25 protein-coding genes and 1 tRNA gene are annotated in these 24,487 nt (G+C 69.9%); 7 read left to right on the forward strand and 19 right to left on the reverse strand.

Annotation, left to right across the window (positions count from 1 at the left end; genetic code table 11):
• Positions 1–41: 41 nt before the first annotated feature.
• The 3 genes from ASF21_RS03455 to ASF21_RS03465 all read right to left on the reverse strand — a co-directional run bounded on the left by ASF21_RS03455 (position 42) and on the right by ASF21_RS03465 (position 5,166).
• Positions 42–1,811: a glycoside hydrolase family 15 protein gene (locus ASF21_RS03455; RefSeq protein WP_055766809.1), complete on the reverse strand. Its 1,770-nt coding sequence runs from the start codon at positions 1,809–1,811 to the stop codon at positions 42–44.
• 208 nt (positions 1,812–2,019) lie between these two features.
• Positions 2,020–3,528 (reverse strand): S10 family peptidase, encoded by a 1,509-nt coding sequence (locus tag ASF21_RS03460; RefSeq protein WP_055766812.1) that lies wholly within the window; start codon positions 3,526–3,528, stop codon positions 2,020–2,022.
• A 36-nt stretch (positions 3,529–3,564) separates the two neighbouring features.
• Positions 3,565–5,166, reverse strand: coding sequence for a DHA2 family efflux MFS transporter permease subunit (locus tag ASF21_RS03465; protein WP_055766814.1), 1,602 nt, complete (start codon positions 5,164–5,166; stop codon positions 3,565–3,567).
• Positions 5,167–5,280: 114 nt separating this feature from the next.
• Between ASF21_RS03465 and ASF21_RS03470 the strand changes: the two genes are divergently transcribed.
• Positions 5,281–5,353, forward strand: a tRNA-Ala gene (locus ASF21_RS03470).
• Between the two features lie 79 nt (positions 5,354–5,432).
• Here ASF21_RS03470 and ASF21_RS03475 read toward each other — a convergent pair.
• From ASF21_RS03475 to ASF21_RS03520, 10 genes are all read right to left on the reverse strand, one after another.
• Positions 5,433–5,939 carry a DUF5684 domain-containing protein gene (locus tag ASF21_RS03475; RefSeq protein WP_200914768.1) on the reverse strand — a complete coding sequence of 169 codons (507 nt, stop codon included), beginning with the start codon at positions 5,937–5,939 and terminating at the stop codon, positions 5,433–5,435.
• A gap of 85 nt (positions 5,940–6,024) precedes the next feature.
• A complete protein-coding gene (locus tag ASF21_RS03480) occupies positions 6,025–6,291 on the reverse strand; it encodes a hypothetical protein (protein ID WP_157365717.1) in 267 nt (88 codons plus the stop codon).
• 101 nt (positions 6,292–6,392) lie between these two features.
• A complete protein-coding gene (locus ASF21_RS03485) occupies positions 6,393–7,712 on the reverse strand; it encodes an alpha-amylase family glycosyl hydrolase (RefSeq protein ID WP_055766819.1) in 1,320 nt (439 codons plus the stop codon).
• 68 nt (positions 7,713–7,780) lie between these two features.
• Complete coding sequence (locus ASF21_RS03490) at positions 7,781–8,227, reverse strand: hypothetical protein (protein ID WP_055766824.1); 447 nt, start codon at positions 8,225–8,227, stop codon at positions 7,781–7,783.
• 154 nt (positions 8,228–8,381) lie between these two features.
• On the reverse strand, positions 8,382–8,609 hold the full coding sequence (locus ASF21_RS17015; RefSeq protein WP_055766828.1) for a hypothetical protein: 228 nt from the start codon (positions 8,607–8,609) through the stop codon (positions 8,382–8,384).
• Between the two features lie 3 nt (positions 8,610–8,612).
• Positions 8,613–9,425, reverse strand: a complete 813-nt coding sequence (locus ASF21_RS03500) for a hypothetical protein (protein WP_055766831.1) — start codon at positions 9,423–9,425, stop codon at positions 8,613–8,615.
• Between the two features lie 48 nt (positions 9,426–9,473).
• A complete protein-coding gene (locus ASF21_RS03505) occupies positions 9,474–10,367 on the reverse strand; it encodes a cytochrome c oxidase assembly protein (protein WP_055766834.1) in 894 nt (297 codons plus the stop codon).
• Positions 10,364–10,783 carry a DUF2243 domain-containing protein gene (locus ASF21_RS03510; protein ID WP_321166879.1) on the reverse strand — a complete coding sequence of 140 codons (420 nt, stop codon included), beginning with the start codon at positions 10,781–10,783 and terminating at the stop codon, positions 10,364–10,366. Before ASF21_RS03510 ends, ASF21_RS03505 begins: the two co-directional genes overlap by 4 nt.
• Positions 10,784–11,122: 339 nt before the next feature.
• On the reverse strand, positions 11,123–11,926 hold the full coding sequence (locus tag ASF21_RS03515) for an anti-sigma factor (protein WP_157365718.1): 804 nt from the start codon (positions 11,924–11,926) through the stop codon (positions 11,123–11,125).
• Between the two features lie 231 nt (positions 11,927–12,157).
• Entirely contained in the window at positions 12,158–12,460 is a 303-nt protein-coding gene (locus tag ASF21_RS03520; RefSeq protein WP_055766843.1) for a hypothetical protein, read from the reverse strand.
• A gap of 120 nt (positions 12,461–12,580) precedes the next feature.
• Here ASF21_RS03520 and ASF21_RS03525 point away from each other — a divergent pair, with 120 nt between their 5' ends.
• Positions 12,581–13,633: an alpha/beta fold hydrolase gene (locus ASF21_RS03525; protein WP_157365720.1), complete on the forward strand. Its 1,053-nt coding sequence runs from the start codon at positions 12,581–12,583 to the stop codon at positions 13,631–13,633.
• 17 nt (positions 13,634–13,650) lie between these two features.
• On the opposite strand, the gene ASF21_RS03530 is transcribed toward ASF21_RS03525, so the two are convergent.
• Positions 13,651–14,940 carry an alpha-hydroxy acid oxidase gene (locus ASF21_RS03530; protein ID WP_082471201.1) on the reverse strand — a complete coding sequence of 430 codons (1,290 nt, stop codon included), beginning with the start codon at positions 14,938–14,940 and terminating at the stop codon, positions 13,651–13,653.
• A 120-nt stretch (positions 14,941–15,060) separates the two neighbouring features.
• On the opposite strand from ASF21_RS03530, the gene ASF21_RS03535 reads away from it, so the two are divergent.
• The 3 genes from ASF21_RS03535 to ASF21_RS03545 all read left to right on the forward strand — a co-directional run bounded on the left by ASF21_RS03535 (position 15,061) and on the right by ASF21_RS03545 (position 17,016).
• Complete coding sequence (locus tag ASF21_RS03535; protein ID WP_055766849.1) at positions 15,061–15,771, forward strand: FadR/GntR family transcriptional regulator; 711 nt, start codon at positions 15,061–15,063, stop codon at positions 15,769–15,771.
• A gap of 94 nt (positions 15,772–15,865) precedes the next feature.
• Complete coding sequence (locus tag ASF21_RS03540; RefSeq protein ID WP_157365721.1) at positions 15,866–16,507, forward strand: GNAT family N-acetyltransferase; 642 nt, start codon at positions 15,866–15,868, stop codon at positions 16,505–16,507.
• Positions 16,504–17,016, forward strand: coding sequence for a mycothiol transferase (locus tag ASF21_RS03545; protein WP_055766855.1), 513 nt, complete (start codon positions 16,504–16,506; stop codon positions 17,014–17,016). The genes ASF21_RS03540 and ASF21_RS03545 overlap by 4 nt, the downstream gene beginning before the upstream one ends.
• A 6-nt stretch (positions 17,017–17,022) precedes the next feature.
• Here ASF21_RS03545 and ASF21_RS03550 read toward each other — a convergent pair whose 3' ends face one another.
• Positions 17,023–17,685, reverse strand: coding sequence for an alpha-ketoglutarate-dependent dioxygenase AlkB family protein (locus ASF21_RS03550; protein WP_235498637.1), 663 nt, complete (start codon positions 17,683–17,685; stop codon positions 17,023–17,025).
• 276 nt (positions 17,686–17,961) lie between these two features.
• On the opposite strand from ASF21_RS03550, the gene ASF21_RS03555 reads away from it, so the two are divergent.
• Positions 17,962–19,476 (forward strand): glycosyltransferase, encoded by a 1,515-nt coding sequence (locus tag ASF21_RS03555; protein ID WP_235498638.1) that lies wholly within the window; start codon positions 17,962–17,964, stop codon positions 19,474–19,476.
• Between the two features lie 3 nt (positions 19,477–19,479).
• Positions 19,480–19,710, forward strand: coding sequence for a hypothetical protein (locus tag ASF21_RS03560; protein WP_152813129.1), 231 nt, complete (start codon positions 19,480–19,482; stop codon positions 19,708–19,710).
• 53 nt (positions 19,711–19,763) lie between these two features.
• On the opposite strand, the gene ASF21_RS03565 is transcribed toward ASF21_RS03560, so the two are convergent.
• The 4 genes from ASF21_RS03565 to ASF21_RS03580 all read right to left on the reverse strand — a co-directional run bounded on the left by ASF21_RS03565 (position 19,764) and on the right by ASF21_RS03580 (position 24,401).
• Entirely contained in the window at positions 19,764–20,594 is an 831-nt protein-coding gene (locus tag ASF21_RS03565) for a DUF1684 domain-containing protein (RefSeq protein ID WP_055766858.1), read from the reverse strand.
• 179 nt (positions 20,595–20,773) lie between these two features.
• Entirely contained in the window at positions 20,774–21,220 is a 447-nt protein-coding gene (locus ASF21_RS03570; RefSeq protein WP_055766860.1) for a DUF4190 domain-containing protein, read from the reverse strand.
• 101 nt (positions 21,221–21,321) lie between these two features.
• Positions 21,322–22,803, reverse strand: a complete 1,482-nt coding sequence (locus tag ASF21_RS03575) for an APC family permease (protein ID WP_055766863.1) — start codon at positions 22,801–22,803, stop codon at positions 21,322–21,324.
• 137 nt (positions 22,804–22,940) lie between these two features.
• Positions 22,941–24,401, reverse strand: a complete 1,461-nt coding sequence (locus ASF21_RS03580; protein ID WP_055769065.1) for an amino acid permease — start codon at positions 24,399–24,401, stop codon at positions 22,941–22,943.
• Positions 24,402–24,487 lie beyond the last annotated feature (86 nt).

Genomic DNA, 24,487 nt, shown 5'->3' on the forward strand with positions numbered 1-24,487 from the left:
CCCTCGGCTCGCCGGCGCGGCCCTGACCGCGGCGCTCGCGGTCAGGACTTCCCCGAGATGGCCAGCGCGGCGACGATCAGCGCCAGGTGGCTGAGCCCCTGCGGCACGTTGCCCATGAAGGACAGGTCATCGGGATCGATCATCTCGGCCATGATCCCGACGTCGTTGGCGAGCGGGAGGAGCTCCTCCATCAGATCCACCGCTTCGTCGCGCCGGCCGACGGCGACGAGCGCCGACACCATCCAGTACGCGCAGGCGACGAACGTGGCCTCCTCGTCCTGCATGCCGCTGTACCGGTAGAGGAGGGGGCCCGCCCCGAGCTCGGCGCGCAGGGCGTCGATGGTGGAGGACATGCGCGACCCCGTGTCGAAGCCGCTCATGGCGTGCAGGAGGATCGAGGCATCGAGGTCGGTGGAACCCGGGTACCAGACGTAGCTCTGCCGCTCCTCGGACCAGCCGTGCTCCTGCACCCAGTCCCGGATGCGGTCCCGCTCGGCCTCCCACCGCTCCACCGGTCCCTGCAACTGCCCGTGCTCGACGAGGAGGACCGCGCAGCGCAGGGCGTTCCAGCATCCGAGCTTCGAGGTGACGTAGTGCCGTTCCTCGGGCAGCTCCCACATCCCTGCGTCCCGGCGCTGCCAGATGTCGCAGGTCAGATCCGCGAGGTCCGCGAGCTGCCGCATGGTCGCGGGGTCGAGCACGTGACCCGCCTGCACGTACTGCCAGACGACGTCGAAGACGTCGCCGAAGACACCGAGCTGCAACTGGCCCGCGGCGGGGTTGCCGTCCACGACCGGTCCGATGTGCCGCCAGCCGGTGAGGTCCGGGCGTTCCGTCCCCTCCGGGACCTCACCGTTCAGGCGCGTGAACACCTCGAGGTCGGATCCCTGGGAGCGGAGGTTCTTGAGCATCCAGGACACCGCGGCGTGGACCTCCTCGCGGAGTCCCGCGCGCGTGAGCGCATGGAGCGTGTAGGCCGTGTCCCGCACCCAGGCGTAGCGGTAGTCCCAGTTCTTTCCGCCGGCGGCACTCTCCGGGAGCGAGGTGGTCGCCGCCGCGGCGATCGATCCGGACGGGCTGTGCAGCAGCAGCTTCAGCGTGAGGGCGCTGCGCAGCACCGCGTGGCGGTAGTCGCCGTCGTACGCGAAGCTGTCGGACCACGCCTGCCAGTTGCGGATGGTGCGGTCCACGCCGTCGTCGATGGTCTGCGGGTCCGGGAGGGGCAACGGCTCACCGTGCGTGGACACGACGGCGACGAGGTGGCGCGATCCCACCGAGGTGGTGAAAGCGCCGTCGATCGACCGGGCGGAGGCAGTCTTCACGCCGTGGTCGATGCCGCGAATGCCCAGTGCGACGGCATCGACGCGGAGGATGGGGCCCCCGGGACCGCTGTCCACCCACGGCGAGGCCGTGCCGAAGCAGGTCCCCGGCGCCACGGACCAGGCCATCTCCACGGAGCCGGTGAGGCCGTCGACGCGGCGGGCGAGTTCTCCCCAGGGGAGACGACCCGCCACGCCGGTGTTCAGCGAGTCCGTGACGCGGACGGTCCCGGTGTCCGTGGTGTACGTGGTCTCCAGGACATTCGACCCGTCGGCGTACCGGCGCTCCACCGAGAATCCGCCCCTGGGGGCGAGGGCCATGAAGCCCTCGTCGGCGTCGAGCAGTCGGGCGAAGGACGGCGTCGAATCGAGGTCCGGTGTGGGGTACCAGTCGATGGAGCCGTCCAGCGCCACGAGGGCGACGGTGCGGCCGTCCCCGATGGCCGCGTAGGAGCGGATATCGGCGAAACCGTCCGCGTCACGGAATGCGATGGCCGTTCCTCCCTGCCGTTGTTCGTGCCTGCCGGCTGACGGGCTACTTTCCCTTGAAGCGCGTCTTGTCGGCGCGCGGGGCCTGCCCGTTGGTGCGCTTGGCCAGGACGCGGGAGGCGATGACGGGCACCAGGGCCCACAGGATCTTCTTCAGCATGATGATGTCCTCTGCTCGGGAGCCGGCGGCGGTGATCGCCGGACTGTTTCATCAGTCTACGTACTGTTCCCCTGCGGTCCGTCCCTCGGTGACGAAGTCCCGCAGCGCGTGCAGCTGTGCCTGTCGTGCCACCGGGTTGAGGTACATCATGTGGCCGGCCTCGTGGTAGTGGTGCGTGAAGCGAGCACGGGCGGCGTCGTCGAGGTTCATGTGGGCCCAGACGTACTCGGCGGCGAAGTGCGGCGTCGCACCGTCGTGGTAGCCGTAGTCCACGTGCACGCGCAGCGCGGGATTGTGCACGAGCAGGCGCTCGAGAACACCCGAGACGTCCACCGGGGCGCCCTCGAACGTGCGGTAGCTCCACGGCTGCACCCGGGCGGTGAGGATCTCGTACGGGAGATCGTTCTCGTAGCCCAGTTCGGCGCGCACGTAGTGGTTCATGGCCGCCGAGTACGGGCCCGTGATCGCACGGATGCTCGGGTCCTCGAAGGAGTCGGACGCCTGGAGGTTGGCCGGACGGGCGGCGAACCGTCCGTCGATACGACCGACGGCGAGTCCTTCCGAGCGCAGGATCTCCGCCGCGAACTCGTGGTACGCCCAGCGGAAGTTCGAGCGGCGGATGAATCCGGCGTCGAGCGTCGTGATGGCCTGCAGCCGCGTCACCGTCTCCTCGTACTCCTCGGGCGTGAGCCGGCTGCCCTGCGTGAGGGCGAAACCGAAGTCCCGGGCCGCGTACTCCTCCGCCTCGCGGACGACGTCGGCGAGCTCACGGTCGCCGTGGCGGCCGTGGTAGTGCGCGATCGCGGCGTACGTGGGCAGATGCAGGGCGTAGGGGAGGTCACTGCCGGGGAAGAAGCGCAGGGTCGACATGTTCAGCACCGTCGAGATGAGGCCCAGGCCGTTGACGGCCATGCCGTACGCGTCGAAGAGCCGGCCGGCGACGGCGACGGCGCGCAACGTCCCGTAGGACTCCCCGACGAGGTACTTCGGCGACAGCCAGCGGTTGTTGCGCGTGGTCCAGAGACGGATCACCTCGGCCACCAGGTCGCGGTCCTGGATGAAGGCGTGGAACTCGTCGGCCTCCTCGCCCTCGACGACCCGCGAGAACCCGGTGTTCACCGGATCGATCATCACGAGGTCGCTGGATTCGAGCAGGCTGTCCGGGTTGTCGACGAGCCCGAAGGGGGCCGGCGTCATGGACCCGACGTCGCCGGAGTCCACCAGGCGCGGGCCGAGGAGGCCCAGGTGGAGCCAGACGGAGGCCGACCCGGGCCCGCCGTTGAAGGCGAAGGTGACCGGGCGCCCGGGTTCGGCGTCCTGCTTGGTGTACGCGGCGACGAAGATCTCGGCCTTCGGCTTGAAGCCGTCGGCCTTCCCGTTCTTCGTCTCCTCGCGCCGCAGCACCAGGCGGCCCGTGGTCGTGGTGTACCTCAGGCCGGACGGTGCCGTGTGCTCCCGGACGGCGAAGTCGTCCGAGACGTCCTTCGTGTCCGCGACGCCCGCGCCCTTCCGCGCATCGGTCGCCGTCGTTCCTGGTGTGTCCTGCGTCTCGTCAGCCATGGCAGAAGACTACCGGTAGTTCCCAGAGGCAACAGCTCAAGTGTCGGCCGGAGTCGCCTCGCGCCGCGCGGCAGGTCCGGTGGCCCCGCCCTGCTCCGGTGAGGAGGATGCGGATCCCTCCGTCGCGGGTGCTCCGACGGCCCCTGCGTCGCGCTCCCAGACCCGGTTCTGCTGGGGCTTGGAGAAGAAGAGTGCGGCCGCGAAGCCGATGAGCACGACGACGGCGGGGAGATAGAGGGACTGGCCCATGGACAGGGCATAGCCCGCCTTCGCCTCGTCGGGAAGGGCGCCGCCGGGGGTCGCGGTCATTCCTCCACCGCCCATGTTCGCCATGAGCCGTGACTGCATGATCGCTGCGATGGCGGCGCTGCCGAGGACCGCACCCATCTGGCGGGTGGTGTTGTAGACCCCCGACCCGGCACCGGCCAGTGACGGAGCCAGGTTGCGGGTGGCGGTGAGCGACACGGGAGCCCAGATGCCCGCACTCGAGAGGCCGAGCAGGGAGATGGGCAGGAGCAGCTGCCAGAGGGCGACGTCCGGAGTGAGGATCGAGCCGAGCCAGAAGAGGGCGGCGGACATCCCCGCGAATCCGGCCACGGCCATGAACTTCGGGTTGTTGCGCTGCACGAACTTCCCGACGAACGGAGCGAGGACACCCGAGATCACGGCCATCGGCGTGAGCAGGAGGGCGGCCTGCGTGGGCGAGAGGCCGCGGACGGTCTGCGCATAGAGCATGAGCGGCAGGGTCATGGTGGTGATGGAAAAACCCATCGCGGTGATCGAGGTGTTGGCCAGCGAGAAGTTGCGGTCGCCGAAGAGGCGGAGCGGCACGAGGGGTTCACCACGGTTGATGCGCTGCCAGACCACGAAGGCGACGAGCAGCACGATTCCCGTGATGATGAGCGACCACACCGACAGGGGGCCGGCGATGGTGCCCCAGTCGTAGCTCTCCCCCTCCTGGATGCCGAACACCAGGCAGAAGAGGCCCGCCGCGCTGAGGAAGACCCCGAGCATGTCGAAGCGGTGCGAGGTGGTGGGGAGTGTGGGTACGAGACGTGAGGCGAGGATGAACCCGACGACACCGACCGGCACGTTGATGAAGAAGATCCATTCCCAGCCCGCGGAGTCGACCAGGACGCCGCCGAGGACGGGGCCGACGAGCGTGGCGATGCCGGCGACCGAACCCCACAGGCCCATGGCAGCGCCGCGGCGCTCGGGCGGGAAGATCCGCGTGATCACGGACATCGTCTGCGGCGTCATGAGCGCGGCCCCGAGGCCCTGCAGCACGCGGGCGATGATCAGTGCCTCGACGGTGCCGGACAGGCCGCACCAGGCGCTGGAGAGCGTGAAGACGACAAGCCCCACGAGGTAGATGCGCTTCGGTCCGAAGCGGTCCCCGAGCCTGCCGGTCACGAGGAGCGGCACGGCGTACGCCAGCAGGTAGGCACTGGTCACCCAGATGACGCTGTCGATACCCGCGTCCAGCCCGGCCATGATGGCCGGCGTCGCCACGGAGACGATCGTCGAGTCGACGAGGATCATGAAGAACCCGATGACGAGCGACCACAGGGCGGGCCACGGCCGGACGTCGTCGTTCTGGGGCTGGGCAGGGGCTTCCTGCCGGGAATTGCTGGACATGGGGAGAAGACTACTCCCGGCCGCTGACACCCCGGTGCGCACCGGGGCGGCGGACGGCGCTTTGGGATCAAGCCGCCCTTCTGGGTACAGTATGGGTGTTCGGCAGAGGTGTCCGGGGCTTTAGCTCAGTTGGTAGAGCGTTTCGTTCGCAATGAAAAGGTCGGGGGTTCGATTCCCCCAAGCTCCACAGTTCCCGTCCACGGACGAAGCGAGGCCCCTGGTCACCAGGGGCCTCGCTTCGTCCGTGGTGCAGCGGTGTGGTCAGGTCACCGGGGCTGGTACTGGCCCGGCTGGTAGGAACCGGCCACGCCGTACCCCTGCTGGGGCGCCTGTCCGAGCGGGTAGCGCGCTGCGTCGGGGCCGAGGTAGCGGGCGCCGCCGTAGGACAGGACGAAGTACATGATCAGGCTGAAGAAGAAGATGAGCACTGCTGTCCCGGCGCCCTTGCCGAACACCTTGGCGAGGTTGATGGCGAGCAGGACGAGCAGGACGATGTTCGCGACCGGGATGAAGGACAGGATCACGAGCCACGGGGACAGGCCCGAGATCTTCAGGAGCACGATGATGTTGTAGAGGGGGACGAAGGCGGCCCACGCGGGCTGTCCGGCCTTCTTGAAGATCCCCATGAGCGCGAAGCCGGTGATGGCGAGAGCGATCACGGCGCCGAGGAGGCCACCGACGGCAGCGCCGGCGGCCGCTGCGGGGTTGGTCGTGGTGGTCGTGGAGGTCATCGCCGGGAGCATGCCTGCGGCAAGGGCGGAAGTCAGTGTCATATCGCGAACAGTACCGTCGTTTTAATGAATTCGGGACGAACTGTGGATGGCCGTTCCGTGGCGCGCCGCGGCAGAGGTTCGGACCTCACTCCTCGGCGGACCTGCGGGTCCAGGGCCGCGCGGCCACGATGCGGGCCAGGGGCGCGAGCCAGGACATCACGACGAGCAGTGTGAAGGTGCTGCTGAGGGAGGAGCCGAGGCTCGTCGACGGCAGCAGCTGGTGCACCCCGACGAGGATCACCGCCACGAGCATGAGCTTCTTCACGCCGTTCAGGACGTGGAGCGGAACGGGCCGGGGCCAGGGCGTGAAATCGACCGGGTCCTGGGTCTCCCGGGCATCCTGCGGGCTCATCGCGACCCCCTTCCTCTGCATCTTGGCTGCATCGTGTGCACTCATTATCCCCACGGAGGCCCGGCAGGGCACGCTGCCGGGCGGTCGACGACGGGGAGCCGTCAGCCGAGGACCGCCCAACCGCGTGCAGGCACGAGCACTCCGGCGCCGTCGACGGCCGCTTCCCCTGCGAGGACGCCCGCGGCGCCGCCCACGTCGACCCGTGCGGGCCCGTGCGAGAGATTGAGGGCCACCACCAGTTCCTCGGGCCCCTCGGCCGTGACGCGGTAGGCCAGCACCTCGTTGGAGAGCTGCAGCACCTGCGTCGTCGCCCGGTGCAGCCACGCGTGCCGGCGACGCAGGCCGATGAGCTGCTGATGGACGGCGAACACGCCTTGGCCGACCGATGAGAGGTCCGCGGGTGCGGGCGGGAACAACGGCCTGACGTCGTCGTCGCCGCCGGCCCTGTCCTCCTTCACGCCGCGATACCCCTGCTCGTCGCCGTAGTAGACGGAAGGGGTCCCGCCGAGCGTCATGAGGAGGACGACGGCGTGCGCCACGAGGGCCGGATCGGTGAGCCTGCTGGCGATGCGCGTGACGTCGTGGTTGCCGACGAACGTGAGCGGCACATAGGACGCCAGCAGGGTATTGTGCCGTTCGAGCGCCGCGGACAGTTCGAAGAAGTTGGCGTCGTTGAGCGAGCTCCAGATGGCCTTCCACAGTTCGTACTGGGTCGCGGCGTCGAGACCGCCCGCGCCGACCTCGGCCGCGTAGTCGCCGTGGATGTACTCGCCGACCAGGTAGGCGTCGGGATGGGCGGACCGGACCCGGGCCGTGACGTCGGCCCAGAACGGCGCCGGGACGGCATAGGCGGCATCGAGTCGCCAGCCGTCCGCTCCGCGGTCCAGCCAGTACCCCATGACCTCGACCACGAGATCAGCGACGGCGGGCTCGCGGTGATCGAGGGCGACGAGGTGGTGGTGGCCCTCGAAGTCTCGATAGCCGGGTTCTGTCCCCGGGCCTGCGCCGTCGGGCCAGTCCAGGACGAACCAGCGGGCACTTCCCGCTCCCGGTCCTTCGGCGAGGACCTCCTGGAACGGCTGGAAGGACCGGCCCACGTGGTTGAACACCCCGTCCAGCAGGATCCTCAGCCCGCGCCGGTGGGCCTCGGCGACCAGGGTGTCGAAGTCATCGAGTGTGCCGAGGCGGGCGTCGATCCGGAAGTAGTCGGTGGTGTCGTAGCCGTGCGTCTCGGAGGCGAACACCGGTCCGAGGGCCAGCCCCGACGCGCCCAGCTCCACCGCGTAGTCCAACCACGGAAGCAGGTCCAGGAGCCGATGCTCCGCGGCGGGCCGGTCGGTGGCGGTCTTCTCCGCCCCGACGAAGCCGAGGGGGTACACCTGCCACCAGATGACGTGCTCTACCCAGGGGGCGCTCTTCACGGGCAACGGCCTTCCAGCTGGTGGTCGCCGACCGAGGGTCGGCGTACCGCTCCGACGGACCGGCCCGATCAGCCTACGTGGCCGAGAAGGTGTCCGCCGGATGCGAGTTGGTGGACGTCGGCGGGCTGCAGGTGGGCGGCCTCGGCGATGTCGACGATCGCAGCTCCGCCGTCAGCGGCCACGAGCACTGCCGTCTCGAGCTCGTCGGTGATCTGGTCCAGGTGCCACCGGACGTCCTCGAGATCGGCGGCTGCGGCTGCGACCCGGCGGAGTGCCGGGGAGAGGGGGAGGGCGAGATCCTTCGGCTCCTCGTGGGAGAGCTGGAAGCCGCAGGCGCAGGCCCAGACGAGTTCGACGTCGAACCCTCCGGCCGGCTGCTCGATCATGCCGTAGGAGGTGCCGCGCCAGGAGGTCTCGCGCAGGGTCATCGGCCCGCCACAGTGGAGGGGCGCTCCGACGGCGGTGTCACCGGCACCCAGGGAGCCACGGATGGTTTCACTGATGGTCTGCGTCATTGCCCGCCCTCTCGCTCAGGAATACGAACCGTACTGTCAACTAGTTCGGCTAACTAGTTATATGCCGACTGACAGACATCTGTCCACCCGGATCGTCGAGAGCCTCAGTCGTCGAGGATCCGCCTGCGCGTCTCCCGATGCTCGTGCTCGCTGATCACACCGCGACGATGAAGGTCGTCGATCTCGCGGAGGCGGTCCTCCTTCGTCCGAAAGTGGTGCGCGGCGTCCGGGCGGGATCCGGGGGTGCGCCCTGTGCCCGCTGTCCACTGTGCGGTCCAGGCCCCCTCCGGGCCGCCGAGCCCAGGAGGATCACCCCGGCGATCACCGCCACCACCAGCAGGAATCCGAGGATCACGATGATGTGCCATCCCTCGAGGCGCACGGCTCAGCCCTGCTCGGCAGCGGCGAGGGTGGAGTCGACGAGGCCCTGCAGTTCTTCCTGCGTACCCTCGGGAAGCGTGTCCTTGGCGGTGCGGACGGCCGTCACGGCGAGGTCACCGCGGGTGCCGACGATGGTCATGGTCTGCTGCGTCGCCCCGTCCGGGGTGGTCTGTACCGCCAGCGTCCCGGCCGTGCGGTCGGCGTCCGTCGTGGCCTCCACCGCCTCGACGGTCTGGTCGATCGACACTCCCGAGGCCTCGACGCTCATCGAGGAGCAGGATTCGAGCGCTTCCGCGGTCTCGGCGGCCTCCTCCTCGCCGGCGGAGGCGATCTCGGCCGCGGAGGCCGCCGAGAGGATGGTCTGTACGGCGTCTCCGTCCGCGCTGGAGACGCCCGTCGCGACGCCTGCGCCCTCGGGCGCCTCCAGGCTGTTCGACACGAAGACCGCGCACTCCTCGGGGCTGACCGTCACGCCGGCCAGGAACTGGCGCGCCTGCTCCATGCTCTGCTCGATCTGGGCCGTGGGGAGCATCTGCAGGGTACTGCCGTCCGCCTGCGTGACCGATGCGAGGATGGCCGAGAGGTCGTCCGACGAGTAGGTCCCGCTCCCTTCCGCCGCATCTGGAGACGCGCCGTCGGACGTGCCGTCGGATGCGCTCCCGGACGCGTCGGTGGAGACTCCCGTGGACGGCTCCGCCGACGAGGCGGATGCCGGCGCGGATGCAGGCGCCTCGCCCGCATCCGTCGATGTCGAGCAGGCCGTCAGGACGACCAGGGCGGCAAGGGACAGTCCCGTGATCGGGGCGAAGCGTGGCATGCGTGATCCTCCGGTGGTTCGCCGGGCCCTCGGCCCGCTCCGGCAAGGCTACACAACGCGCCCGGACGCAGGGCCGCTGGAGGAGGCTCCTGCGCGTCGGCGTCCCGCACGTCCGGTCCGCCGGTACACCTGCAGGCAGAAGACGACGAGCAGCAGTACGTGCACGGCGTCACCGCCGTAGTACATGAGCTGCGCGGCCGCCGCTGTCCCGTCCGGCATCCCGGCAGTACCGGACAGTGAGTACAGATGCTTCGCGATCATCCCGTGCGCTGCGATGGAGACGAGGATCGCTCCTGCACGCAGCGTGACGGACGCCCGGTGGGGCTGGGGATCCACCCCGACGACGGCGTAGGCGAAGAGTGCCCCAGAGGCCACGAAGTGGACGTGGAGGGCCGGGCCGGCCACGGGGTCATGCAGCAGGGCGAGGGCCGAACCGTCCCGGTACAGCAGGGCCATCGGCGTGATCGAGAGCACCAGTGCGGTGACCGGATGGGTGAGGATGCGGATCGGCGGACTGCCGGCCAGGCCTGCGAGCCGCCGCCCGGCATGGACCGGGACGGCTCGAAGGACCAGGGTCATGGGCGCACCGAGGACGAGCAGGAGCGGCGCGAGCATCCCCAGCACGAGGTGGACCGCCATGTGGGCCGTGAAGCTGTTCCCGGCAGCCGACGCGACAGGACCCACGGACACCACGAGGCCGAGCAGGGCGCCCGAGAGCCACGAGGCCGTGCGCGCCGCCGGCCAGGAGGTGCGGCCGCGCAGCACCGCGGCGCGGTCGGCGACGAGATAGCCCGCAGCCAGTCCCGACCAGGCGAGGACGACGGCGGTCCGCACCGCGAAGGTGACGGCATCACCGTCGCCGGCCGCCATCCCGCCACCACCTGTAGGGTGCTGCATGGCGTCGCCCAGCACGGCGTCGCCCAGCACAGCGGAGAACCTCACCCCCGCCGGCGCTCCGCCCGGCCGACGGCGAGCAGCACGAGGACCCCGGCGACCAGGAAGGTCAGCGCCGCGCCGTTCCACGCGAGGTCGTAGGGCAGGAGGTCCACGCCGTACCGGACCTCGTGCAGGCCGAGCAGCTTGTGCTGCACCAGGCCGTCGAACAGCTGGAAGGCGCCGACGCCGACCAGGATCCCGCCCGCCCAGCGTCGGGCGTCCAGTGCACCCCGTCTCCTCAGGTCCGCGAACAGGAAGAGCGAGGCGACCGTGGCGAACCAGCTGAACGCGTGGAACAGGCCGTCGGACACGAGGCCCGCCGCCTGGGTGGAGCGGTCGTAGAAGTGGTGCCAGTGGAGGAGCTGGTGGAACACGGCCTCATCGAGGAAGGCGATGATGCCGCAGCCGAACAGGATGCCCACCAGGACGTTCCGCCGACGCAGGTCGGGCGCGCGGGCACCACTTCCCGGCGGGGCGGGAGGGCGCGTGGTCGAAGCGATGGTGTTCCCCGTCGTCGAAGGGTGCGGTCGTTGTCAGCGTGCCAGTGCCGCGCGGGGAGCGTCCAGCACTTTCGGGTCCGCGCCGCCCTGAACCCGGAAGACTCCCGCCGTGCTCCGACGGCCATGGTCCGGCGCGGATGGCGATGCGCCGGACTGCAGTGGGCCTGTGGAGAAGAACCCGTGCGTTCGGCGAGTACTTGAAGGCAGGACGGAAGCTGGTCCGCCAGGAGGACGCGGAGCTGCGCCCCTGCGTCCGTCGGCTCAGCCCGCGTCGAGCCGGCCCCGGAGGATCGAATCGCCCGAGTGTGCCGGATCGCCGTCGTCGGGCTCGCTCGAGATGTCGACGACGGGCAGCGACGAGAGGTCCACGTCGTCCGGCACCCGGAACGCGCCGTCCACCCCTTCCATGGCGCCGAGGCTGACCATAGTGCTCGCGTCCGGGGCGAGGAGCCACACCTCGCGGTGCCCGCGGGACGCGGTGGCGGCCGAGTGGACCACGAGCATGCGCCCACCATCGGACATGAGGTCAACGCGGGCACTCCCGGCATCGGCGTAGGATCCCATCGCCGTGAGTCCGGCCGTGGCCATGGTGCGGGGAGCCGCGGTGTCCCCCCGCGCGTCGCCGGCCTCCGGTGACGGACCAGGGGCCTCGGCGACGGCGGTCCACAGGAGGGCGGCGGCCGCAGCCGCCGTCAGGGCGCCGACGACTGAGCGACGACGGCCGCTCATCCTGCGGGACCTGCCGGGCCGAGCGGGATGGCTGGTGCGGGCGGGTTCATGCGGCGACATGGCGCCGACCTCGGCGTGCGCCCCGCCGGGCGTGCCCAGGGGGTCGGGCCGGAGATCCTCGCCCAGCTCCAGCTGCCGATGGATCGCCTCCCAGACCGACGGTGGTGGGAGGTCCGTGGCCGGAGCGCCGGCCGCGTCCATCCAGAGGAGGCGCTTGCGGACGCGGGCCATCGCCTCGGTGCACGCGGGGCAGGACTGGACGTGCTCGCGCCGGCCGTCACCGACGTCCTCCCCGAGGGCGATGAGGGTCATCGTGGCACGGTCAATATGGCCCACGATCCCCCTCCTGTCCTTCTGCGGTCGAGGAGCGGGGCGGGAACACCCCGATCCGGTCGGTCCTGCGGACCTCCGCAGTGCCGGTGTCGCCCCGGAGGCGGCCCGGGAACCGGTCGAAGGAGCAGTAGCTCACAGATGATTCGTCCGGTAGGGGCCGGAGGATGGTCGCGGGGCATGACGGGAATCACGCGGATCCCGGGATCGCCCGCGGGACCAGTGTTCGCCCGTCAGTCAGGAGGCCTTCTCGCCGTACCACCAGTGGGCGTCCTGCACCGGGCGGGCGGCCCGGGTGAGAGGCACCACGACGCCGGTCCGCTGCGGATGCGTGAGGACCATGCGGAGCACCGTGAGGAGGGCGGCGGGCAGCGAGACGAGGACGGCGACGGCGATCGCGTACATCGCGAGGGCCGCGTGCAGCGGCGAATGGTAGAGACCCTCCATCAGCGCTGCGCTGCCGAGCCACAGCCACAACCAGAACAGGCCGATCACGTAGAGCAGCGATCGCGCGCGCCTGTAACGCAACGGATAATGCATCCGCCTACGCTCCATATTCGTCTCCCCAGACTTATGTACCGGGACCCGCCCCAGGCAGGTCCACAGATGAATGATAGACCTCGATTCAGTCTTTGCCGACGTCCGGTACGAGAATGAGACGTGACGAAAACCGGGGGCTCCGACGAGAGCCCGGACATCAGGGTCCAGAGGGTCCAGGGCGACGGCGTCTGGGCCCGGGTGAGCTCGGCGGGCGAGCCGGGCGAGAGGCCCTTCGTGTTGGTCTCCGGCATCGGCGTCTCCTCGCACTACTTCGAGCAGCTCGCCCCGCACCTGATGCAGTTCGGGCCGGTCTACGCGCTGGACCTTCCCGGCTTCGGTGGTGTGCCGCACGCTCGGCACGCACTGTCCATCAGTGAGTTCGCGGACCTCGTCGGGACGGCCATCGACGAGCTCGGCCTGGAGGACCCGGTGGTGGTGGGGCACTCCATGGGGACGCAGATCTGCGCCGATCTGGCGGCCAGGCGGCCGGGCCTGTCCACCCTCGTGCTCATCAGCCCGGTAATCGACGCATCGAGGAGATCCACTCCGGCGCAGGCGGTGCGGTTCCTCCGGGCTGCCCTCCACGAGCCCTCCCGCGTGAAGCTGCTCGCAGTCGTCGCCTACCTCACCTGTGGTTTCGGCTGGTTCTTCAAGATCCTGCCGCGCATGATGTCCTACCCGATCGAGCGGACCGCAGCCCGCGTGGGGGCATCGACACTGATCATCCGCGGCGAGCACGACGCCGTGTGCCCGCGTTCTTGGGTCACGCGCCTCAGCGAGGCGTTCCCCAGGGTGGCGTCGGTCGTGGAGATCGAGGGCGCGGCGCACTCCGTCATGCACGCGCACGCGCAGGAGGTGGCCGATCTCTGCGTCCGCCATGCCGCCGGGAAGCTCGGCGAGCCCTCGGTCGGTGAGACGGCAGGTACCGACAACGCGGCATCGAGGCGCCACCGGGATCAGCTGCAGGAGCGGAGTTCGGCCGACGGCATCACGGTGGTCCCGGAGCTGCCGGACCAGGAGGTCTCCCTCGACCCCGTCGACGCGGTCCGGGCGATCGCCGACGAGGTGCAGGGTGTGGCCGTCGAGCTGAAGGGCAACCGGACCGACGACGACCACCTCGTGGAGCAGGGCAGGGAGCAGCAGGCCGAGGCCAGGTCGAGGGGCCGCGGCTGAGGCCGACCCTCGGCGGACTAGCGGGTCAGGGCCGCGTCCGGGAGATCGGCCTCCGTGGTCGCGTCGCCCAGGAGCCGGACGTGGTCGGGGTTGAGGTCCTCGATCCTGTCGACGCCGAGCAACTGCATGGTGCGGGCCGTCTGGGTGCCCAGGATCTCGATGGTGCGGTCGACGCCCTTGCGGCCCCCTGCCATGAGGCCGTAGAGGTAGGCGCGGCCGATCAGGGTGAAGTCGGCACCGAGGGCCACGGCGGCGACGATGTCGCCGCCGCTCATGATGCCGGTGTCGAGAATGATGTCCGTCTTGCCCTTGAGTTCGGCGGCGACTCGGGGCAGCAGGTGCAGGGGGATCGGGGCGCGGTCGAGCTGCCGTCCGCCGTGGTTGGAGAGGATGATGCCGTCCGCGCCGTGGTCCACGGCCTTCTTCGCGTCGTCGAGCGTCTGGATGCCCTTGACCACGAGGTTCCCCTTCCAGACGCTGCGCAGCCAGTCGAGGTCCTCGAACGTGAGGGTGGGGTCGAACATCGAGTTGATGAGGTCCGCGACGGTGCCCGAGTAGCGGGAGAGCGAGGCGAAGGACAGGGGTTCGTGCGTCAGGAAGTTGAACCACCAGGCGGGGCGGTAGGAGGCGTCGAGGACGGTCTTCAGTGTCAGGGCCGGAGGGATGGTCATGCCGTTGCGGACGTCGCGGAGGCGGGCCCCGGCGACGGCCGTGTCCACGGTGACCATGAGGGTGTCGTTGCCGGCCGCTGCCGCGCGCGCGATCAGTTCCATGGAGCGGTCACGATCCGTCCACAGGTACAGCTGGAACCAGTTGCGCCCGTTCGGCGCGGCCGCGGCGACGTCCTCGATCGAGGCGGTCCCCATGGTCGAGAGCGTGTAGGGGATGCCCGCTGCCTCGGCGGCCCGGGACCCGGCGTACTCACCCTCCGACTGCATCATGCGTGTGAAACCGGTCGGTGCGATGCCGAAGGGGAGGGCCGAGGTGCCGCCGAGGATCGGCGTGGCCGTGCTCACCGTCCGGACGTCCCGAAGGATGCCCGGCCGGAACTCGAGATCGAGGAAGGCGTCCCGGGCGCGGCCGAGGGAGATCTCCGCCTCGGCGGCGCCGTCGGTGTAGTCGAAGGGTGCGGTGGGTGTGCGGCGCTTGGCCATGTCGCGGAGGTCCCAGATGGTGTTGGCCTGCTTCAGACGCGCTGCGGACCCGAATTCCGGCTTCTTGAACTGGATGAGGGGAGCGAGGTCGGCGACCTTCGGCACGCGGCGCCGGAGGGCCGGCGGGACAGCGGTGCGGGCGGAGGGATTCATGGAGGGTGTCACGGGGGGTGCCTTTGCTCGAGGGAGGGATCGCGGCGGTGTGCCGGGCGGCTGAGGTCTGACCACAGATCCTACGGCGTGTGGTCCGACCACACAAGATAGGCTGGCCCCATGCGTACCCATCAGGTCGTCTCGGCATGGCTCGAGCAGGAACTCGCGGCCGGCAGGCTCGCCATCGGTTCTCGGCTGCCGGGCGAGCGCAGCATGGCGGAGCAGCTCGGCATCAGCAGGGCGTCGGTGCGCGAGGGTACCCGCGTGCTGGAGGCACTCGGCGTCGTACGGGCCGGCGTGGGATCCGGCCCGCAGGCCGGGACGATCATCACGGGCAACCCGGCGGTCGCCCTCGACTCCGCGCTCCGGCTCCACGTCGCCAGCGCGCACCTGCCGGTCAAGGACATCGTGGAGACACGCCTCCTCCTCGAGGCGTGGGCCGCGGAGCATGCGTGGCGCGGCTCGCCGGCGCTCGAGCGGGCCGCGCGGCTCCTGGACGAGATGGACGAGCCGGACGGGGACGACGCCGGGCCGGGGTCCTTCCTGGAGCGCGACGCACTGTTCCATGTGGCACTGGCCGAAGCGGCCGGAAATGTGCTCGTCGGGGCCATGATGGGTTCCCTGCGTGGATCGATCGCAGCCTACACGCAGCGCCTCACCGCCGACCTCCCGGACTGGGGGTCTACCTCCGACCGGCTGAGGCACGAGCACCGGGCGATCCTGGCGGCGATCGTCGCGGGCGAGGGACGCAGGGCTGCCGGCCTGGTGCGGGATCACATCGAGCGGTTCTACCGGGAATCCGGTGTCCACGACCAGCATCCCGAGGGTTGACAGCCTGCTGACCTTCCCACAATGAGGAAGCTCACCTAGACTGCTCCTACTGGTCGAGCAGAAGGCCGTGGACCCACCGGACGTGGAGCTGACCATGGAACGCTTGCCGCAGACACTCGACCATCCCACCGCTCAGGAGAAGGCTTCCACGCCGTCGCGGGAACTCCCGCTGCACACCGTCGAAGCTCCGCCGGCGACTCCCGGATCCGCGTTCCCCGAGGACCTCGCGACAGTCACGACACGGGAGCTGCGGCTCCTCTGCAACCGCACCTTCCAGCACCTTGACACGGATCACCCGGCACTCGAGGCGAGGGAGCAGTACGACGCCCTCATCGGGGAGCTCGAGCGCCGTGAACGCCAGGCTGCGCAGCGTGGGTCGGCGGACTCCGCCCGGGAGACGTTCCGGGACAACGCCCTGTTCTCGCGCTTCGAGCTGTTCCGCAACGGCGTCATGGCCGGCTACGTGCAGTACGACATGCGCGGTGGACATGTGCTCCTGCTCCACTCGGTGATCGACCCGCGGTTCCAGCGGATCGGTGTCGAGTCGGTCCTGATGCAGGCCGTCCTGCTCAACGCGCACCGCAGGCGCCTCGCCGTCAGGCCCTACTGCCCCGAGGCGCAGGACTTCCTGGCCGCCCACCCCCGGTTCCTCTCGCTCATCCCCGCCCGGCAGCGCCGCCGCTTCACCCTGCTGATGGCGTCGCGTGCCGAAGCGGCACCGCGGGACGACGCATGAGGTCGGTCGACGTCCTGGTCGAGGCCTTCGGCCGCCTGCCCGACCTGGTGCACGCGGCTGTCGAGGGCCTCGACGCCGAACAGCTGTCCGTCCGCCCGGGGGGATCCGGCAACTCCGTCGCCTGGCTCGTCTGGCACCTCGCCCGCGTGGAAGACAGTCACCTCGCCGAGGCTTTCGGGCATGACGACGTCTGGCTCTCGGACGGGTTCGCCGATCGGTGGGACCTCGCGATCGACCGCTCGGACACCGGGTTCGGACACACCTTCGAACAGGTGGACGCCGTCCGGGTCCGTTCTGGCCGGCAACTGCTCGACTACTTCGACGCCGTGCACCGCGTGACCGAACGCCTGGTGGGCGGGCTGGTCGAGGCGGACCTCGAGCGGGTGGTGGACGAGGACTGGGATCCACCGGTGACGCTCCTGGTCAGGCTCGTCAGCGTGGTCGACGACGCCGTCCAGCACGCCGGCCAGGCCGCGTACGCGCGCGGCATCATCCTCTCAACGGGCTGACCCGGTTCAGGAGAGACCCGTCTCGCGCAGGGTGATGTTGAGCCGGCCCTCGAACCCGATGCCCGCAGGAGCCGTGCCCGGGAGGGTGCGGACCACCCCGTGGTACGCGAAGCGCGAGGGACCGCCGAAGACGAAGAGGTCCCCCGAGGCCAGCTCCACGTCCTGCCATGGCCGGTTGCGGTTCTCGGTGTTGCCGAACCGGAAGACGCACGAGGTCCCCAGGCTGAGCGAGACGACGGGTGCGTCGGTCCGCTCCTCACGGTCCTGGTGCATGCCCATCCTCGCGGCGTCGTCGTAGTAGTTGACGAGTGCGGCGTCGGGCTCGTACCGCGCGGCCTCGTCCGCGCCGTAGGCGGCGGCCACGGCATCACGGCCGAGCGTGCGCAGCACCTCCGGGAAGGGAGCGACGGCGGCACCTCCGACGTCGTCGGCCGTGTGGCTGTACCGGTAGGGCAGCCAGTGCCAGCCGAGGCTGACGCTTCGCACGGACATGACGCCGCCGTTCGGCATGCGTGGGGAGCGCATCGGCACCGGTCCCCCCGCCCATGCACGGCACAGGGTCACGAATTCGCGCTGCCGGGCGGGATCGAGCCAGTCCGGCACCAGGACTGCCCCGGGAGTGAGCTCGCGGCGCGGCCGGGGGATCAGGGCGTCGGGCAGATGGGTCACCCTTCCATTGTCCGCCGACCGGAGGGTCGACGTCCCGTCCGCACATTGCCGCGCACGCACACCGCGGGGACGGGCCAGCCGTCGCATGGACGCCCGACCTGCGGGAAGGCTACGGGATTCGTTGACCTTTTCTTCGGTCTCAGTGCCGGGCTGGGTCGAGGGTGGCAGGGAAGACTCGAGACCGAAGCGCGGAGCCCGGCTGGGCGGCGGCGCACTACCCATGCCAGGGACGTCGGACGACGGACCCGTGGTGCCGGTCTCGAAAGGAACACCCACATGACCATGACGCGCAGTGCACCCCGGAACAACGCGGAGCCCGAGCCGGACGACGCGCAGCCGGCGCCCTATGCGACGAAGGGCAGGCTCGACCGCATCGTCGGCCTCGTGATCGTCGGGCTCGTCACCCTGGCCGCGGCGCTGCTGTGGCTGGCCGTCGCCGCGAACGGACCGGACACCTCCATCTCCGAGTCGCACGACGCCGTGGTGGGCATCTGGAGCGTCCTCTACAACTCGGACGCCCCCGAGATGAACGTCATCCTCTCCGCGATCGCCCTCGCCCTCCTCGCGGGAGCCGGCCTGGCCCTGGTGGAACGGCGCATCGCGACGAAGGCGCGCCGCTCCATGAACCCGGGACACCAGCCCCTCGCGCCCAAGGTCGTCATGTCGGCCAACCGTGGTGCCTTCTCCGGCGAGGTGACGGTGACGGTGCTCATCCCCGCACACAACGAGGAGGCCTCGCTCCCACAGACCATCGCCTCGCTCAAGAGCCAGTCGCACCGTCCGGAGCGCATCATCGTCGTCGCCGACAACTGCACGGACGCGACCGTGCGCCTGGCCCGCGAGGCCGGCGTCGAGGTGATCGAATCCGTCGACAACTCGCACAAGAAGGCCGGCGCCCTCAACCAGGCGCTGAAGACGGTCCTGCCGCAGCAGGGGGACAACGACGTCGTCATGATCATGGACGCCGACACGCAGCTCGACGACGGCTTCCTCGCCAACGCCCTGGTGCGCTTCGTCGACGATCGCGCGCTCATGGCGGTCGGCGGGCTCTTCTACGGTGAGGACGGCCACGGGTTGATCGGCCAGTTCCAGCGCAACGAGTACATCCGCTACTCGCGCCAGATGCGCCGTCGCCGCGGGCGCGTGTTCGTGCTGACGGGGACGGCGTCGCTGTTCCGCCCGTTGGCGCTCCGCACCATCGCCGCGAGCCGGGGCAGGACCCTCCCGGGCACGCCCGGGGATGTGTACGACACCGCCGCACTGACCGAGGACAACGAGCTCACCATCGCCATCAAGTCACTCGGTGGCCTCATGATCTCCCCGCAGGACTGCACGGTCGTCACCGAACTGATGCCCTCCTGGCGCACCCTGTGGAACCAGCGGCTGCGCTGGCAGCGGGGGGCGCTCGAGAACATCGGCGCCTACGGGGTGACGGCCCCGACCATGCGCTACTGGGCCCAGCAGCTCGGCATCGGGTACGGCGTGATCGCGCTCACCGCCTACCTGGCCCTCATCCTCATCACCGTCGTGTCCCTCGAGACCTGGATCTGGTTCCCCTTCTGGCTGGGCCTCGGCCTGCTGTTCACCCTCGAACGGATCATCACGGTGTGGAAGGGCGGCTGGAAGGCGCGGCTGCTGGCGGCCACACTCTTCCCCGAGCTGTTCTTCGACATGTTCCTCAACCTCGTCTACGTCAAGGGGGTCGTCGACCTCTCCTTCGGCCGCAAGGCCAGCTGGACGCACCTCACCCACGCCGCCCCGGCGCCCGCACTCGAATCCCAGGAGGCCTAGGCCATGTTCAGTACCTCAGTAGGTCCGATCGTCCCCACCGGCATCCTCCTCCCGGAGACCGTGCTGCACTCCGGCCTCTTCGCCGTCCTCGCCGCGTTCGTGGCGATCAACACGGTCATCTACGCCTCGCTGGCGCTGGCGAACGTGCTGCCGAAGATCTACCCCTCGGACTGGGTGACGAACCGCAACCGCCGCACCGAGACCAGGAGCATCTACCCCGAGACCCGGGACTGATCCGCCGCACCCTGTGAGCAGTCGTCCGGTCAGTCGTCCGGTCGGTCGGCCGGTCAGTCGTGCGGTCGGTCGTCCGGGCACTTCTCGCCGGCTTCGACCGGCGCGGCGAGGACGTTGCCCCCGACCGGTGCCGGGCACGTGCCGAAGGGGGTGAAAGCGCTCGGATAGTTGATGGTCCGGTTGAAGTCGAGCACCACCGTCCCGTCCGGGCGCGGCCGGCGCGTGACCACCTTGCGCCAGGGTGCCGTGGAGACGCCGTTGGTCCGGTCGTGAAAGGTGATGGCGAGGGACCCTGCCTCCTCCTGGGAGGCGCGGAGTCGGAACTCGCCGTCCTCGCCGGGGAGCCGGAACACCACCTCGCCGACGGAGCGGTGCGTTCCGGGGACGTCCGGATGGGCCGTCGGGATCGTCTCCTCCCGGGGCGCAGCGAACGCTTCGAAGCGCCCCTCGACCACGAGGTCCGGCCGGTAACCGAAGACGGGGACGCCCGTGAAGTGCGCCAGGGCGGGTGCCTCGACGTCCCGGGTCCGGACGGCGTAGCGCCCGGCACGGCGTGCGAGCTCCACGACCACGCGGCGCCCGTCCGGGCCGCCGAAGGCCACCCAGCTGAGGGACTCCTCGTCGTCGAGCGTCGCCATGATGGTGCCGGTGACGAGCCGGCCGCTCGTCAGGTCCGTCAGGCCGTCCGCGCCCTCGGCGGTGACAGCGGCGTGGGTCGTGGCACCCGACCAGTCGCCGGGTACGCCCTCGAGGACGCCGGGTGAGTCCGCCAGCCACTGGAAGGACGTGAGCGTCAGCCAGCCGTGCGGCTCGGCGAGGGCGGCGTCCCGGGCCGTCCGGAAGTCCGACCAGCGTTGCTCTGCCGTCCGGGTCGTGGTGCTCATCCTGGCCTCCTGGTGCGTCTGATCCTGCACCGCCTAGAACCTGCGGCGCGCGGCCGGCATTCCCGCCGACGCTGCCGGCCGGCGGCCTCCACTGCGCGCCGAGGACCCGGCGCCGCACCCGGACCCGTCACCTCGCGGAGAAGCCGCCCGGGCCGGGCTGGAGGTCCGCCTCCGACGGATCAGGTGCTGTAGCCGGCCGATGCGCCGATTCCGGCGAGGACGACGACGAAGAACACGATGACACCGACGATGGCCAGCACGTTGAGGATGGTCACGATCCAGCCGAGGATCTTGCCGGCGGTCGCGGGGACTCCCAGGCGCTCGGCCTTGGACGCCTGCCAGATGGCGAGCGGCCCGAGGACGAAGCCGGCCATGAAGAAACCCACGATCCCGAGGATGAGGGACAGCTGGGCGGCGCTCGCACCCTCCACCGCTTGGGGGGACGGCTGGTAGTAGCCGGGCTGGTAGCCGCCGGCGGCGAACGACGGCTGGTAGGGCTGCTGGTAGGGCGGGACGGACGGGTAGGGCTCGGTGCCCTGCCGCTGGTCGCCGCGGCCGGCGTCGTCGTACGGATTCTCGTGGTGTCCTGCCCGGGGGCGCTCACCGGGATAGGGGACGTGGGACATGGCGCTTCTCCTGATCGAACGGCGGGACGCGGAACAGCGGGCCCTGGGTAGACCATCATCGCGTGCGGAGCGCCGCTCCGCACGCGCAGCCGGGAACCGGGTCAGGCGTCGACCGCCCCCCGCGCACGGAGGCGGGAGTGGCGGTACCCGTAGGCGAAGTACACACCGAAGCCGAGGACCAGCCACGCGGCGAAGAACAGCCAGGTGACGGTGGCGAGGTTGAACATGAGGTACAGGCACAGGGCGGCCGAGGCGATCGGGATGACCGAACCGAAGGGGACCCGGAAGGCGGGGGTCAGATCGGGACGCTTCCGGCGCAGCACGATGATGCCGAGGCTCACCGTGATGAAGGCGGACAGGGTGCCGATGTTGATCATCTCGGCCAGCACCTCCACCTGCGTGAAACCGGCGAGGAGGGCGACGACGATGCCGCACAGGATCTGCGTCCGGGCGGGGGTCGCGTGCTTGTCCGACGTCCGGCTGAGGCCCCGGGGCAGCAGCCCGTCGCGACTGAGGGCGAAGATGACGCGGGCCAGGCCCATGAGCAGCACCATGATCACGGTGGTCAGGCCGATGAGGCTGCCGAGGGAGATGACACCCGCGGCCCAGTCCGCTCCCACGAGCTGGAAGGCGGTGGCGAGCGAGGGCGCTCCGGAGGCGCCGAGCTCCGTGTAGGGCACCATGCCCGTGACCACGAGGGTGACGAGGATGTAGAGGACGCTGACGACGGCGAGACCGGCGAAGATACCGCGGGGGAGCGTGCGGCTCGGGTTCTTGACCTCCTCCGCGGAGGTGGCGACGACATCGAACCCGATGAAGGCGAAGAAGACCAGGGCCGCGCCGGAGATGATGCCGGTGAAGCCGAAGGCCGCCGGCGAGGCGCCGCTGAGGAAGGAGAGGAAGGGCTGATCCGCCCAGCCCGTGCCGCCCTCGGCGGCGGGCTCGGACGCGGGAACGAAGGGCGTGTAGTTCTCGGGGCTCACGTAGAAGAAACCGACCACGATCACGAACAGGACGATACCGATCTTGATGACGGTGAAGACGCTGTTGACGCGGGCGGAGAGCTTGGTCCCGTAGATCAGCACGGCGGTGAAGATCGCGACGATCAGCAGCGGTCCCCAAGTGAGATTCAGGCCCAGCAGGCTGATGTCGGAGGGGATGTCCAGGTCCAGCACGCTGAAGAGGTCCGAGAGGTAGACGCCCCAGAACTTCGCGATGACGGCAGCTGCCATGAGCAGTTCGAGGATGAGGTTCCAGCCGATGATCCAGGCCAGCAGCTCGCCCATGGTCGCGTACGTGAAGACGTAGGCGCTTCCCGCGACCGGCAGCGCCGTCGCGAACTCGGCGTAGCACATGATCGCCAGCGCACAGGTGATCGCTGCGAGGACGAAGGAGATGGTGACGGCGGGGCCGGCGTTAAACGCTGCGGCCTGTGCCCCGACCGAGAAGATCCCGGCGCCCACGGCGACGGCCACGCCCATGATCATCAGATCCCAGGTGGTCAGCGAGCGTTTCAGGCCGTGGCCCTTCTCATCGGAGTCCTTGATCGACTGCTCGATCGACTTCGTCCGGAACAGGTCCATGGGTGCTGGTCCTTCGCAGGGTAGGGCGTGGAGGAGGAACCGGCCGCAGGGCGGAGGTCCCCGTCGAGGATAGGAGGATCGGCCCGTCCGCCGCACATCGTGACATGCGGCGGACGGGGACGACGGCGGGCCGGACCCTAGGAGTCGCGCCGGAGGAGGGCGTGGCGGGGGCTGTCCGGATTCATCAGCGAGTTGCGGCGGCCATAGAAGAAGTACACGGCCAGGCCGATCACCAGCCAGACACCGAAGCGCACCCACGTCTCCCAGTGCAGCTGGAGCATGAGGAAGAGCGACGCCAGGACACCGAACGCCGGGACGATCGGCATGAGGGGCAGCTTGAAGGTGCGGGGCACCTCGGGCCGCGTGCGGCGCAGAACGATCACGGCGACGCACACGACCACGAAGGCGGCGAGGATGCCGATGTTGGTGAGGTCCGCGACGGCCCGGATGGGGAAGACGCCGGCGAGCAGCGCCGAGGCGATGCCGGCGATCCAGGTCACGCGCTGCGGGGTCCCGTTGCGGTCCGTCGTCGAGAACCAGGCCGGCAGCAAGCCGTCACGGCTCATGGAGAACCAGACGCGGGTGACGCCGAGCAGGAAGGTCAGCATGACGGTGAGGATCGAGAGCACGGCGAAGGCGGAGATGATCGTCGCGACGACGGGCAGGCCCACGGATTGGAAGGCGGAGGCGAACCCGGCCGTGGGGCTGATGTCCTCGTAGTTCTGCATGCCGGTGAGCACCAGGGTCGCGAGGACGTACAGCACCATCGCGATCAGCAGTGACAGGAGGATGGCCTTGGGCATGTGCTTCTTGCCGTCGGTCGCCTCCTCGGCAGCCGTGCTCATGGCGTCGTAGCCGAAGACGGCGAAGAAGACGGTGGCTGCGCCGGTGAACACGGCGCCGAAGCCCGAGGGCAGGAACGGGGAGTAGTTCTCGGCGTCCACGTAGAAGAACCCGAGTCCCACGATCCCGAGGATGAGGAGGATCTTCAGGCCCACGGCGACGAGCTCGAACCGGCCGAACGTCTTGGTGCCGCGACTGAGGATGAACGTGATGAGCAGGCAGACCGCGATCGCGGGGAGGTTGATCAGACCGCCCTCGATGGTGTCGGGCGTGCCCTGCATCCAGGTGGGGACGGTGATGCCGATGCCGGACATGAACTCCGTGAAGTAGCCGGAGATGCCGATCGCGACGACCGCCACGATCGCGATGTACTCGAGGAGGAGGTCCCAGCCGATGAACCAGCCGATGATCTCACCGAGGGCCACGTAGCCGTACGTGTAGGCGGAGCCCGCCCGGGGGATCATCCCGGCGAACTCGGCGTAGGACAGCGCGGCGGCGGCGCTCGCCAGGCCGGCGACCAGGAAGGAGATGAGGACGGCCGGCCCGACGGCGGTGCCGTCCTCGCCCCCGTTGGCGACGAGTCCGGCGAGGGTGAAGATCCCGACGCCGATGATGCCGCCGACGCCGATCGCCGTCAGCTGCCACAGCCCCAGGCTCTTGAAGAGGCCGGTACGGCCGGTCTCGTCCTCGACGTTGTCGATGGGTTTCCGCCGCAGTACCGACTGCGATCCCCGTGCGCCTGCATGCTCCGACATCATCGTCCGTTCGTAGGTGGGTGGTGCTTCGTGCACCCAGCAAGTATGGGGCGGTCGGTGCGTCGGGGGAAGTCAGGAGAATCGAC

This window comes from Arthrobacter sp. Leaf234 (genome assembly GCF_001422665.1).
In the GTDB taxonomy this organism is placed as follows: Bacteria; Actinomycetota; Actinomycetes; order Actinomycetales; family Micrococcaceae; genus Arthrobacter_D.